Genomic DNA, 12,727 nt, shown 5'->3' with positions numbered 1-12,727 from the left:
CAGGGGACTTTATCGGCCGATAGCCAGTGACGCAAACATGGGACGTTATTGTCCTTCATCCATTGACGGATTTTCTGTAGGGTCAAGGGCAGCAGACGAGTCAGAAGATCAACAAGAGGCAGACATGCAGACCGACTTCCCCGCACAGCCGAGCTATGGCGCTCAGCGTGAACAGTTTCTGGCAGCAGCGAATGCGGCCGGCGCGACATTGACCGAGTATCCGCACCCGCTCAAAGGCCCGTTCGGTGAACCTCTAAGCACCGATGTGGCGGTGCTCGGTGACTCGGCCGCCAAGCGCTTGCTGATCGCGCTGAGTGGTACTCACGGGGTCGAAGGCTTCTATGGCTCGGGCTGTCAGATCAAGTGGATGCAGGAGTTGGGCAAGCGTTCATTGCCGGCCGATGTCGCGGTGGTGTTTGTCCATCTGATCAATCCCTGGGGCACGGCGTGGCTGCGCCGGGTCAACGAAGACAACATCGATCTCAACCGCAATCACCTGAACTTCGAACATCCGCTGCCGGACAATCAGGCCTACGCCGCGCTGCATGAAATCTATGCCTGCACTGAGCTGACAGGCCCCGAGCGTGATCGCGCCGATGCGCTGCTTAATCAACAGATCCACAAACACGGCTGGCCGGCGGTGATGTCGATTGTCGAGGGCGGCCAGCACAGTCATCCCGACGGTCTGTTTTACGGTGGGCGGGCGCCGAGCTGGTCGAACCGCACGTTGCACCAGATCCTTCAAAAGCATGTCGCTCACGCCGATATCGCGATGTGCTTCGACTTGCACACCGGTGCCGGGGAGTACGGCCATCCGATGTTGCTGACCATCACCGAGTCCGCTTATCCAGCGTTGCCGGATGCGCAGGCGATCTATGGACCGTGGCTCTACACGCTGCTGACCGGCGCCGACACGCTGAGCGAAACCGGCGTGGCTGCGACGGCCACCGGCTACACCTCGCAGGCGCTGATCGACGCGCTGCCGCTGGTGCGTCTGATGCCCTTCGTGATCGAGTGCGGGACTTATCCGGGGGCCGAGGTTCATCGTCATTTGCGCGACGACCATTGGTTGCATCTGCACGGCAATCCGAGTGATGCGGTAGGGCGTGAAATCAAACTGAATCTGTTGGAGCAGTTCTATCCCGCCGACAGCGACTGGCAGGCGATGGTCTGGTTGCGTACGTGGCAGATATGGGAACGGGCGTTGTCGGCGTTGCCGGTGATGCATTCCTGACCGACGTCGTGGCCCGGCTGAGGTTTTGTGGTGCCTGTCAGGCTGCCATCGCCGGCAAGCCGGCTGCTACAGGTTTTGTGTCGGGCAAAGAGTTCGCGCACGACACATACCCGTGTAGGAGCTGGCTTGCCAGCGATGGCGAGCTCGCAGTCGATACAAGGCTCGAGGCCCTCATCGCCGGCAAACCGGGCTCCTACAGGTTTTGTGTCGGCCAAAGAATCTGTGCAGTTTTCTCCGGGCATAAAAAAACGGCCTACCTTTCGGTAAGCCGTTTTTAGTACTTGGTGGCTACACAGGGACTTGAACCCCGGACCCCAGCATTATGAATGCTATGCTCTAACCAACTGAGCTATGTAGCCAAGTGGCGCGCATTATTCACCGGTAATGCAGATGCGTCAAGCGTAAATCTAAAATATTTCTCTACGCTTTCAACCGCTTATCCATCTGAGCCGAAAAACCGGACTGGGGGAGGGCGTCAACCGAGCTGGAATCTCCCGGTATTGGCACTCAAGGCCTTGCTGCCCTGGCTCAAGGTGTCCGCTGCCAGGTTCACCGCCCGTGCGCCTTCAAGCAAGCGCACCGCCGCCTGATCGACTTGCTGGATGTTGCCGCTGACTTCGTCGGCAGTGGTTGCTTGCTCGTCGACCGCCGTGGCGATCTGCGCCAGGGTGTCGGTGACGCTCTGCACGGCGCTGGCGATTTCCCCTAGTCGCTCGCCGAGGCCGGTGACCGCTTGCGCATCGGATTGCGCCTGGCCGCAGGCGGCTTCCATCAGGCTCACGGCTTCATTCACTGTGTTACGCAGGCTGTCGACGGTGCCGGCGATCTGCGCAGTGGACGATTGGGTGCGTTGCGACAGGCTGCGCACTTCATCGGCCACCACCGCAAAGCCTCGACCCTGTTCACCCGCACGAGCGGCTTCGATGGCCGCGTTGAGCGCCAACAGGTTGGTCTGCTCGGCGACCCCGCGAATGGTGTCGACCACCAGTTGAATCTGCTGGCCTTGTTCGCTGACCCGTCCGAGTGCCGCCGCCGTGTCGTTCAAACGCTGGTTGAGCTGCTGAATGCTCGCGGTGGTGCGTTGGCTGTCACGGCTGCTGTCGGCAGCAATGCGTTGGGTGTGCTGGGCGCTGCCGGAAGCCTGTTCGCAACTCTGGGCGACGCCTTGGGAAGTGGCGGCCAATTGCGTTGCCGCCGCGGCGATCTGACTGATCTGCAATTGCTGCGCTTCGACCTCGCCCAACGCACCACTGGAATGATGGTTGAGCGTGCGCACCGCGTTGCTCAGTTGCAGGGTTTCGTGATCGACCCCCAACAGGCTGTTGCGCAGTTGCACCACGGCGACGTTGAGCGCGGTGCTGATCGCCGCCAATTCGTCGCGACCCTCAACCGGCACTTGCAGGCTCAGATTGCCGTCGCGCAGGGCTTCGGCCAGCAGTGTGATGCCGCTGGCGCTGCGACGGATCGAGGCCTGCAAGCAGATAAACAGGTACAACGCGGCCAGCAGCAGGCAACCAAAGATCACCGCCACCACAATGAACTGGCGGATCGCCGAGCCGTGGTAGTAATCCAGACGCTGATCCAACGAGACCAACGACTGCTGACGCAACGAAGCGAGGTCGGTGAGCAGGCTGTCGAGGCTGCGTTCGAACTCCTCGGGCTTGAGTTTGATGCTGCCGCCAAACACGCCGTCATCAAGGACTTTCAGCTCTGCATCGAGGTGCTTGAGGCTGTCATGGTATTGCCCGGCCCAGGTCTGCAAGGCGCTGGGCAGACGTGCTTCCAGCAGCGTGGCGGTTTTCACCAATTGCTCGCGGGCGTCGCCGATGCGGCTGCGCAGGTCGCGCAGTTGCAGACGGCTTTGCAGCGTGAACTGACCGGACACCACCGACGCCTGGCCGACGCTGGCCAGACGGCCGACTCGCTCGATCAGGTCCGGCGCGTGTTGTGTCGAGATCTGCGTCAGCAGGTAGGTTTCCAGCCATGGTGCCAGCGTCAGACGATTGTCCATGGCGATCTGTTCACGCAAGGCTTGCAGAGCGCTCAAGGCATTGGTGAAACGATCGTAACCGTCCGGCCACCAGCCGACGCTGCTCAGGCTTTTCGAGTCGAGGCCATTGAGGGCGGTTTGCAGGGCTTGATAGCGGGCCAGGGTTTCGCCCTCGGCGCCTTCGGTTTGCAACGCGTTGCCAAGGTCCGTGGTGGCCTGGGCGACTGCCGGCTGAACTGCATCGAACGCAGCCATCGCCGCAAGAGTGGCCGGTGTCGGCTGGCGATTGGTCTCGGTGGCACGCCAGCGCGCGGCGCGGTCACGCTGGGCGGCGAGCAGGTTATCCAGCGCATCCAGCGCGAGCAGTTGCCGGACCCCGGCACGCTCGCCGGAAATCAGGTTCAGTTTGGCGCGATAGTCCTGGCCGATCATCAGCAGGCTGCCCGCGAGTGGCAGGATAAACAGCAGAAACAACAGCTGAAACTTGCGGGCGAAGCCGAAACGCCCCAGCAACCCGATCCCCGGAGATAAAAAAAACTGCATGCCCCATGACTCCTCTGGACACCACGCACCAATCGCGTGCGTCGAGGTCGTTGTGACCGCGACTCGTGCCCTTTTTAAAGGCCTCGAAAATTCACCCTCGTCAGCTCTGTAGGCCGACTTTGTAGCGAAACTTCCCATTCTCGGTGCCCTTTGTAAGGGCGCCGCGTTGAAGGGGATAAAGAAGGCAAGATTCAGACCATGGCGTTGCGCTATTACCGGGACTTGACTGTAGGAGCGAGCTTGCTCGCGATGGTCGAAAGAACGCCGAGGTGTGTCAGATGCCCAGCGTCATCATTGACGACCATCGCGAGCAAGCTCGCTCCTACAGGAAGGGGGCATTTAGTTCGTTAGCTGGCTAAGGGGATGGCGCTGCTGCACTGAAAAATGGCACATTGACGCACCTGCCCGTGTGCCCCCATCTGCTGTACGGAAATTCCCATGGCTATCAGCAATGCCCAGACCGGCGCGACGCCGGCATTCGCGACTTCACAAAGCAGCCCTCTGGTCATGCGCATCATCGGCGCCGTGGCGCTGGCGCATTTGATCAACGACCTGATTCAGTCGGTGCTGCCTTCGATTTACCCGATGCTCAAGGCCAACTATGGCCTGACCTTCACCCAGGTCGGCCTGATCACCCTGACCTTCCAGCTGACCGCCTCGCTGTTGCAGCCGTGGGTCGGTTACCACACCGATCGCCATCCAAAACCCTGGCTGCTTCCGGCCGGGACGGTGTGCACGTTGATCGGCATTTTGATGATGTCGGTGGTCGGCACCTTTCCATTGATTCTGCTGGCGGCGGGGTTGATCGGCATCGGCTCGTCGACCTTTCACCCGGAAGCGTCTCGCGTGGCGCGGCTGGCTTCGGGTGGCCGCTTTGGCCTGGCGCAATCGACTTTCCAGGTCGGCGGTAACGCGGGCTCCGCTTTCGGTCCGTTGCTGGCGGCGGCGATCATCATTCCGTTCGGTCAGGGCCATGTGGCATGGTTTGGGTTGTTCGCGGTGTTTGCGCTGTTCGTGCTCTACCGGATCAGCCGCTGGTACGCCAATCACCTGAACCTGTTCAAGCTCAAGCAAGGTCAGGCGGCGACGCATGGCTTGTCGAAGGGCCGGGTCATCAGTGCGCTGGTGGTGCTCGGGTTGCTGGTGTTCTCCAAGTACTTCTACATGGCCAGTTTCACCAGCTACTTCACCTTCTACCTGATCGAGAAATTCGACCTGTCGGTGGCCAGTTCGCAGCTGCATTTGTTCCTGTTCCTGGGGGCGGTGGCGGCGGGGACGTTCTTCGGTGGGCCGATCGGCGACAAGATCGGGCGTAAGGCGGTGATCTGGTTTTCAATCCTGGGCGTTGCGCCGTTCACGCTGATCCTGCCGCATGTTGACCTGTTCTGGACCAGCATTCTCAGCGTGGTGATCGGCTTCATCCTGGCCTCTGCGTTCTCGGCCATCGTGGTGTATGCGCAGGAATTGGTACCGGGGAATGTCGGGATGATTGCCGGGGTGTTCTTTGGGCTGATGTTTGGTTTCGGCGGGATTGGCGCGGCGTTGCTGGGGTATCTGGCGGATGTGCACGGCATTGAGTACGTTTACTTCCTGTGCTCGTTCCTGCCGTTGTTGGGTGTGTTGGCGATCTTCCTGCCAAGAACCCAAAGGCCTGAACACCGTAACTCTGTAGGAGCGAGGCTTGCCCGCGAAGAACGATGACGCGGTGTTCCTGGCAAACCGCGTAACGGCATTCGCGGGCAAGCCTCGCTCCTACAGGATCGGGGTGTCGCCCCGATCTCAGGCACAAAAAAGCCGCGTATCAAACGCGGCTTTTTCTTGGGCGGGTGCTTCGTTCTGAAAAACTTAGACGTTGAAGCGGAAGTGCATCACGTCGCCGTCTTTAACGATGTAATCCTTGCCTTCCAGACGCCATTTACCGGCTTCTTTGGTGCCGGCTTCGCCCTTGTACTGGATGAAGTCGTCATAGGCGATGACTTCGGCGCGGATGAAGCCTTTTTCGAAGTCGGTGTGGATCACGCCAGCAGCTTGTGGTGCGGTGGCACCGACGCGGACGGTCCAGGCGCGGACTTCTTCGACACCGGCGGTGAAATAAGTCTGCAGGTGCAGCATCTCGTAGCCGGCGCGGATCACGCGGTTCAGGCCAGGCTCTTCGAGGCCCAGGGCTTCGAGGAACATGTCTTTTTCTTCGCCGTCTTCCAGCTCGGCGATTTCAGCTTCGATCTTGTTGCAGACCGGAACCACCATGGCGCCTTCTTCTTCGGCGATGGCTTTGACGATGTCCAGCAGCGGGTTGTTCTCGAAACCGTCTTCAGCGACGTTGGCGATGTACATGACCGGCTTGGTGGTCAGCAGGTGGAAGCCACGGATCACCGCCTTGTCGTCGGCACCCATGTTTTTCATCAGGGTGCGCGCAGGTTTGCCGAGGGTGAAGTGAGCGATCAACTGCTCCAACAGGCCCTTCTGGACAACGGCGTCCTTGTCACCACCCTTGGCGTTACGGGCGACTTTCTGCAGTTGCTTCTCGCAGCTGTCGAGGTCGGCGAAGATCAGTTCCAGGTCGATGATTTCGATGTCACGTTTTGGGTCGACGCTGTTGGAGACGTGAATCACGTTCTCGTCTTCGAAGCAGCGGACCACGTGGGCGATGGCATCGGTTTCACGGATGTTGGCGAGGAATTTGTTGCCCAGGCCTTCACCTTTCGAGGCGCCGGCAACGAGGCCCGCGATGTCGACGAATTCCATGGTGGTCGGCAGGATGCGCTTTGGATTGACGATGGCCGCCAGGGCTTCCAGTCGTGGATCCGGCATTGGCACGATACCGGTGTTCGGTTCGATGGTGCAGAAGGGGAAGTTCTCGGCCGCGATCCCGGATTTGGTCAGGGCGTTGAACAGGGTGGACTTGCCGACGTTAGGCAGGCCGACGATGCCGCAATTGAATCCCATGGTGTTTTCCCCGAGGAGTAGAGTCAGGCCTTCTGGCTGTGCAGGTTTTTCATCGCGCGGTTCCATTCCCCGGCGAGGATATCCGGCAGCACGCCGAGGGCAAAGTCGATGCTGGCATCGAGTTTTTCCTGTTCGGCGCGTGGCGCACGACCCAGGACGAAATTTGAAACCATACTGGCTACGCCCGGGTGGCCAATGCCAAGCCGCAAGCGGTAGAAGGTATTCTGATTGCCCAGTTGCGCGATGATGTCGCGCAACCCGTTGTGACCGCCATGGCCGCCGCCCTGTTTGAGTTTGGCAACGCCCGGAGGCAGGTCGAGTTCGTCGTGCGCCACAAGTATCTCTTCCGGCTTGATGCGAAAGAAGCCGGCAAGTGCCGCCACGGCCTGGCCGCTGCGGTTCATGTACGTGGTGGGAATCAGCAGACGAACATCCTGACCCTGATGCGAATAGCGCCCGGTCAGGCCGAAATATTTGCGATCCGCCACAAGGTTTACGCCTTGTGCGTTCGCGATGCGCTCAACAAAAAGGGCCCCTGCGTTATGCCGGGTCTGTTCGTATTCAGCGCCTGGATTTCCCAGGCCAACGATCAGTTTGATGGCAGTCACGATAGGGGCCCTTCCTTGGAGTGGTGGATAACATCGCCGCAATCAGGGAGTGCGGCGAAAGTGGACGACAAGTGCTCATTTACCATTATGTAAACTCCGCGTTCTCGCCCGCTTTCTCGCTACGCTCTAGTCCGCGATGTTTCCGGTCACTCCGGCGAACAGAGTGAAATTACTCTGCTGCGCCTTCTTCAGTAGCTTCTGGAGCAACACGTGGAGCGTGGACGTTGGCAACAGCCTTGTCATCGCCGTGTGCCAGAGCAACAAACTCAACGCCTTTAGGGGCTTTGAGGTCGGACAGGTGAATGATCGAGCCGATTTCGGCGTTAGCCAGGTCGACTTCGATGAATTCAGGCAGGTCTTTCGGCAGGCAGGAAACTTCGATTTCAGCAACAACGTGCGAAATTTCGCCGCCTTTCTTGACCGGAGCTTCTTCGTTGATGAAGTGCACTGGAACGATAGCGGTCAGCTTTTGGCCGGCAACTACGCGTACGAAGTCAGCGTGCATCACGTGGCCTTTGGCCGGGTGACGCTGCAGAGCCTTGATGATTACGTTTTGCTTGGTGCCGCCAACGTTCAGCTCGATGATGTGGCTGTAAGCCGCTTCGTTTTCGAGCAGTTTGGCAACTTCTTTAGCCAGCATGCTGATGGATTCAGGGGCTTTTTCGCCACCGTAAACTACAGCTGGTACCAGGCTTGCGAGACGACGCAGGCGGCGGCTCGCACCTTTCCCCAGGTCGGAACGCACTTCAGCATTCAGAGTAAAATCGTTCATGTTGTATCTCCAAAATAACCACATTCGCCCCAGCGTTTGCGACCAGCGCTAAAGGCGATATGGGCAAAAAAGCCCCGCCCCGACAGGAATGCCGGGGCGGGGCGCTTTTCGTCAACGAGATGTTCGAGAAGGGCAGGGCCCTTAACGGAACATCGCGCTGATCGATTCTTCATTGCTGATGCGGCGGACCGCTTCGGCAACTACCGGCGCGATATCCAGTTGACGGATACGCGAGCAGGCTTGAGCAGCAGCGGACAACGGGATGGTGTTAGTCACCACCAGTTCGTCCAGCATGGAATTTTCAATGTTTTCGATCGCCCGACCGGACAGCACAGGGTGTGTGCAGTAGGCGAAAACCTTGGCAGCGCCATGCTCTTTCAAAGCCTTTGCCGCGTGGCACAGAGTGCCGGCGGTATCGACCATGTCATCGACCAGAATACAGGTACGCCCTTCGACATCACCGATGATATGCATCACTTCAGAGTGATTGGCTTTCTCACGGCGTTTGTCGATGATCCCGAGATCCACGCCCAGGGATTTGGCAACAGCACGTGCACGCACGACGCCGCCAATGTCCGGGGACACAATCATCAGGTTTTCGAAGCGCTGATCTTCAATGTCATCCACCAGAACCGGGGAGCCGTAGATGTTATCTACCGGAATATCGAAGAAACCCTGGATCTGGTCAGCATGCAGATCAACCGTGAGAACACGGTCGATGCCGACTACGGTAAGCATGTCAGCAACGACTTTCGCGCTGATAGCCACACGTGCGGAACGCGGACGGCGATCCTGACGGGCATAACCAAAGTAAGGAATAACAGCAGTGATACGAGTAGCCGAGGAGCGGCGGAAGGCATCAGCCATCACTACCAGTTCCATCAGGTTATCGTTGGTCGGAGCGCAAGTCGGCTGAATAATGAAGACATCTTTACCGCGGACGTTTTCATTGATCTCGGCAGTAATTTCGCCGTCGGAGAACTTGCCGACAGAGATGTCACCGAGAGGGATATGCAGCTGACGTACGACACGCCGAGCCAGATCGGGGTTAGCATTCCCCGTAAAGACCATCATCTTGGACACGCGCAGTACCTAGAGGCTGAGGGTAACCTGGATGAGTATAGAAAATGGCAGGGGCGGCTGGATTCGAACCAACGCATGGCAGGATCAAAACCTGCTGCCTTACCGCTTGGCGACGCCCCTGTATCTGTTGCAACGAATACCCAGTATTCGGTTCCTTTAGAGCAGACTTTGCAGCTTGCGATGCAACATCGAAACGTTGCTTCCTTTTGCTACAAACCCTGTAAGGGTCTCTGTAAGAAGGGCCGAGACTTTATCAGCTTCAGCTTTGCTTGGGAAGCCCCCAAACACACAACTTCCAGTTCCGGTGAGTTTTGCTTCGGTAAATTTACCTAACAAATTCAATGCGTTACGTACATCTGGATAACGCCTTGCTACCACCGGTAAGCAGTCATTTCGACTGTTTCCCTTGGGAACGGGGCGCACTTTAATGGGAGGAGAGTTACGTGTCAACAGTGGATCTGAAAAAATTTCTGCTGTACTTACAGATACTTGCGGCACAAGCACGAGATACCACGGTTCTTCGGGGTCTACAGGGGTCAGTTTCTCCCCCACGCCCTCGGCAAAAGCCGCGTGGCCACGCACGAAAACCGGGACGTCGGCGCCCAGCGTCAGGCCCAGTGCGGCCAGCCGATCCTCATTCCAGCCCAGTTGCCAGAGATGATTCAGGCCGAGCAAAGTCGTCGCGGCATTTGAACTGCCGCCACCGATGCCACCGCCCATGGGCAGAATTTTTTCGATCCAGATGTCGATGCCGAGCGAACAACCGGATTGCTCCTGAAGTTTTTTCGCGGCTCGAACAATCAGATTGCTGTCGTGAGGCACACCGTCGAATTCAGTGTGCAGTCGGATTACACCGTCGTCGCGCACAGCGAAGGTGATTTCATCGCCGTAGTCGAGAAACTGAAAAATCGTCTGCAACTCGTGGTAACCGTCTTCACGGCGGCCGAGGATGTGCAGCATCAGATTGAGTTTGGCCGGGGAGGGCAACGTCAAGCGTGGGGCCGTCATGTTCATTGCCCCAGTTTGCGAGGTTGCCATTCCTTGATCACCAGCGTGACGTCAAGGTCGGTGCCATGCAGTTTGATCCGCTCGGGCAGCCAGAAGCCGTTTTGCTCGGCATAACTCAGGTATTCGACCTGCCAGCCATCCTGATCCAGATTGGCCAGGCGGCTGTCGGCATCGAGTGTCAGGCGACTTTTGCTGTCCGGCGCCGGGAGTCCGCGGACCCACCAGGCGAGATGCGACACCGGCAGTTTCCAGCCGAGCTGTTCTTCAAGCAGCACTTCCGGCGTCGGCGCTTCATAGCGTCCCTGATTGGCGACTTCCAGCGAGACCTTTCCGGGGTGTCCGGTCAGGCGTGCGGCGCCACGACCCAGAGGGCCCGAAAGGCGAATGTCGTAATACGACTGGCGCTGCAGCCAGAACAGTGTGCCGCTGCCCGAGTCTTTTGGCGCGCGGATGCCGATCTTGCCGTTGATCTGCCAGCCGTCGAGGCTGGTCAGTTGCTCTTTGTGAATGCGCCATAGGCCGGCGTCGCCCTGGCCCTGAACCGATTCGCGGGCACCGAAGCCCGCGCAACCGGCGAGCAGGGCGATAAAACTGAAAACGATGAAGTGGCGCAAAAACATGATTTTAAAGAGTCTCTGATCCGGTCAGGCGCTTGATGGTGCCGCGCAGGATTGGGCTGTCGGGTTGTGCCTTGAGGAACTTGCCCCAGATTTGCTTGGCTTCCCGTTGCTTGCCATTGGCCCACAGGACTTCACCCAGGTGAGCCGCGACTTCCTGATCGGGGAAGCGATCCAGTGCCTGGCGCAGATATCGCTCGGCTTCATCGAGATTGCCCAGGCGGAAATTCACCCAGCCGAGGCTGTCGAGTACCGCCGGGTCTTCCGGGGTGATCTGGTGCGCCTGTTCGATCAGGGCCTTGGCTTCCGCGTAACGCGTCGTGCGATCGGACAGGGTGTAACCGAGGGCGTTCAGCGCCATCGCGTTGTCCGGGTCGCGCTTGATGATCAGGCGCAGGTCTTTTTCCATCTGCGCCAGGTCGTTGCGTTTTTCCGCCTGCATGGCGCGGGTGTACAGCAGATTCAGATCGTCCGGGTATTGCTGCAAGGCCTTGTGTAAAACATTCCAGGCCTTGTCCCCCTGTTTATTGGCGGACAGCGTTTCGGCTTCGATCAGATACAGCTGAATCGCATAATCGGGCTGCTCATCGCGTTCGCTCGCCAGACGGCTTTGCGCTTCGGCGGTCTTGCCGTTGTTCATCAGGATATCGGCCTGACGCAATTGCGCCGGCAGGTAATCGTTGCCCGGGCGGACCTGGGCGTACTCGATCAGTGCACCCTGGGGATCGTTGCGCTCTTCAGCGATGCGACCAAGGTTCAGATGGGCCGAGTCGACATGGTTTTCCCGGGCGATCAGGTCTTCGAGGTAACCCTTGGCCTCGTCCCAGGCCTTGGCTTCCAGGCACACCAGCGCCAGGGAATATCGCAGTTCGTCGTCTTCCGGGTATTGCTGAACCAGGCTCGAGAACTCGGCTTTGGCGTCGTCCATGCGGTCCTGTTCGACCAGCATGCGGGCGTACGTCAGGCGCAGGCGCTTGTCGTCCGGGTACTTCTTGATGCTTTTTTGCAGCAGCGGCAACGCTTCATCGCCGCGATCGAGGGTTTGCAGCAAGCGTGCGCGCAGCAGAATCGGGGCGATTTCACCGTCGTCCGGCGGGTTGTCTTCCAGCAAGGCCAGCGCGCCTTTGCTGTCGCCGTCCTGTTGCATCAACAAGGCCTTGCCGAAAAGCAGCTGGCTGTTTTGCGGATGGCGCTGCAATAAACGGTCAAAACTTTTCATCAGGCCGTTGCGGGTTTCCTGATCGGTATCGGCCGCGGACAGGGCAAGGAAGTCGAAATGCGTGTCGCCCTTGCCTTGCAGGACTTTCTCCATATACACCATGGAGTCGTCATAGCGCCCGGCGCGCGCCAGTTGCACGGCGGCAGCCCGTTGCGCCTCGAGGTCGTCCGGGGCGTTTTTCGCCCAGATCAGCGCGGTGTCCAGGGCGGCCTGGTCGGCGCCCAGGTACTCGGCGATGCGAAACGCCCGCTCGGAGATGCCCGGATCCTGGGTATTGATGGCCTGGGTCACGTAGTTGTCCAGCGCAATGTCGAAACGATTGCGTTGGCCAGCCAGTTCGGCGCTCAACAGACTGAAGACGGTTTCTTCACTGAATGAGCTGTAAACCTTGGGCTTTTCAGGGGCCGGAGTGCTGTCTTCGACCGGCGGCGTACCGTCCGGCGAAACGGGCGCCATAGCCTGGCAGCCGCTGAGGAAGACAAAAGCGAGGAGCAACGCGGAAGATCTATTCATATAGGAAGAGGACGACTAACCTGCGGTCGGATCATCATGACACAAGCCTTCGGCCAAACATAACCTGTAGGAGCGAGCTTGCTCGCGAAGAACCTGAGGGCGACGCGTTTATCCAGAAAACCCGCGTTATCGTTAACGACCATCGCGAGCAAGCTCGCTCCTACAGAAAGCCTTTATAAGCGCAAGCTACCAGG

10 protein-coding genes and 2 tRNA genes are annotated in these 12,727 nt (G+C 59.0%); 2 read left to right on the top strand and 10 right to left on the bottom strand.

Features of this window, described 5'->3' with window-relative positions:
* Positions 1 to 124 precede the first annotated feature (124 nt).
* On the top strand, positions 125 to 1,234 hold the full coding sequence (locus ACA066_RS24305) for a DUF2817 domain-containing protein (protein WP_497696940.1): 1,110 nt from the start codon (positions 125 to 127) through the stop codon (positions 1,232 to 1,234).
* A gap of 282 nt (positions 1,235 to 1,516) precedes the next feature.
* On the opposite strand, the gene ACA066_RS24300 is transcribed toward ACA066_RS24305, so the two are convergent.
* Both ACA066_RS24300 and ACA066_RS24295 read right to left on the bottom strand, forming a co-directional pair.
* A tRNA-Met gene (locus ACA066_RS24300) sits at positions 1,517 to 1,593 on the bottom strand.
* 116 nt (positions 1,594 to 1,709) lie between these two features.
* The gene (locus tag ACA066_RS24295) at positions 1,710 to 3,767 is read right to left on the bottom strand and encodes a methyl-accepting chemotaxis protein (protein WP_497696939.1); all 2,058 of its coding nucleotides are present in this window, start codon (positions 3,765 to 3,767) and stop codon (positions 1,710 to 1,712) included.
* Positions 3,768 to 4,205: 438 nt separating this feature from the next.
* On the opposite strand from ACA066_RS24295, the gene ACA066_RS24290 reads away from it, so the two are divergent.
* Complete coding sequence (locus ACA066_RS24290; protein ID WP_497696938.1) at positions 4,206 to 5,468, top strand: MFS transporter; 1,263 nt, start codon at positions 4,206 to 4,208, stop codon at positions 5,466 to 5,468.
* 144 nt (positions 5,469 to 5,612) lie between these two features.
* Here ACA066_RS24290 and ychF read toward each other — a convergent pair whose 3' ends face one another.
* The 8 genes from ychF to ACA066_RS24250 form a co-directional block, all read right to left on the bottom strand.
* Positions 5,613 to 6,713, bottom strand: a complete 1,101-nt coding sequence (ychF, locus tag ACA066_RS24285) for a redox-regulated ATPase YchF (protein WP_008011955.1) — start codon at positions 6,711 to 6,713, stop codon at positions 5,613 to 5,615.
* Between the two features lie 23 nt (positions 6,714 to 6,736).
* Positions 6,737 to 7,321: an aminoacyl-tRNA hydrolase gene (gene pth, locus ACA066_RS24280; protein ID WP_008037207.1), complete on the bottom strand. Its 585-nt coding sequence runs from the start codon at positions 7,319 to 7,321 to the stop codon at positions 6,737 to 6,739.
* Positions 7,322 to 7,490: 169 nt separating this feature from the next.
* The gene (locus ACA066_RS24275) at positions 7,491 to 8,093 is read right to left on the bottom strand and encodes a 50S ribosomal protein L25/general stress protein Ctc (RefSeq protein WP_497696937.1); all 603 of its coding nucleotides are present in this window, start codon (positions 8,091 to 8,093) and stop codon (positions 7,491 to 7,493) included.
* A 141-nt stretch (positions 8,094 to 8,234) separates the two neighbouring features.
* The gene (locus tag ACA066_RS24270; RefSeq protein ID WP_003208392.1) at positions 8,235 to 9,176 is read right to left on the bottom strand and encodes a ribose-phosphate pyrophosphokinase; all 942 of its coding nucleotides are present in this window, start codon (positions 9,174 to 9,176) and stop codon (positions 8,235 to 8,237) included.
* Between the two features lie 45 nt (positions 9,177 to 9,221).
* Positions 9,222 to 9,296: transfer RNA gene (locus tag ACA066_RS24265), tRNA-Gln, on the bottom strand.
* A 36-nt stretch (positions 9,297 to 9,332) separates the two neighbouring features.
* Entirely contained in the window at positions 9,333 to 10,184 is an 852-nt protein-coding gene (ispE, locus tag ACA066_RS24260; protein ID WP_497699951.1) for a 4-(cytidine 5'-diphospho)-2-C-methyl-D-erythritol kinase, read from the bottom strand.
* 2 nt (positions 10,185 to 10,186) lie between these two features.
* Positions 10,187 to 10,804: a lipoprotein insertase outer membrane protein LolB gene (gene lolB, locus ACA066_RS24255; RefSeq protein ID WP_497696936.1), complete on the bottom strand. Its 618-nt coding sequence runs from the start codon at positions 10,802 to 10,804 to the stop codon at positions 10,187 to 10,189.
* Between the two features lie 4 nt (positions 10,805 to 10,808).
* A complete protein-coding gene (locus ACA066_RS24250) occupies positions 10,809 to 12,533 on the bottom strand; it encodes a tetratricopeptide repeat protein (RefSeq protein ID WP_497696935.1) in 1,725 nt (574 codons plus the stop codon).
* Between the last annotated feature and the right edge of the window lie 194 nt (positions 12,534 to 12,727).

The organism is Pseudomonas sp. LBUM1651 (assembly GCF_059716135.1).
This window is presented reverse-complemented; position numbering and strand designations above follow the sequence as displayed.

Excerpts from the sequence above, each read along its gene's own strand:
- ACA066_RS24305 (WP_497696940.1), top strand. The coding sequence starts at position 125 with ATGCAGACCGACTTCCCCGCACAGCCGAGCTATGGCGCTCAGCGTGAA.
- ACA066_RS24295 (WP_497696939.1), bottom strand. The coding sequence starts at position 3,767 with ATGCAGTTTTTTTTATCTCCGGGGATCGGGTTGCTGGGGCGTTTCGGC.
- ACA066_RS24290 (WP_497696938.1), top strand. The coding sequence starts at position 4,206 with ATGGCTATCAGCAATGCCCAGACCGGCGCGACGCCGGCATTCGCGACT.
- ychF (WP_008011955.1), bottom strand. The coding sequence starts at position 6,713 with ATGGGATTCAATTGCGGCATCGTCGGCCTGCCTAACGTCGGCAAGTCC.
- ACA066_RS24275 (WP_497696937.1), bottom strand. The coding sequence starts at position 8,093 with ATGAACGATTTTACTCTGAATGCTGAAGTGCGTTCCGACCTGGGGAAA.
- ispE (WP_497699951.1), bottom strand. The coding sequence starts at position 10,184 with ATGACGGCCCCACGCTTGACGTTGCCCTCCCCGGCCAAACTCAATCTG.
- lolB (WP_497696936.1), bottom strand. The coding sequence starts at position 10,804 with ATGTTTTTGCGCCACTTCATCGTTTTCAGTTTTATCGCCCTGCTCGCC.
- ACA066_RS24250 (WP_497696935.1), bottom strand. The coding sequence starts at position 12,533 with ATGAATAGATCTTCCGCGTTGCTCCTCGCTTTTGTCTTCCTCAGCGGC.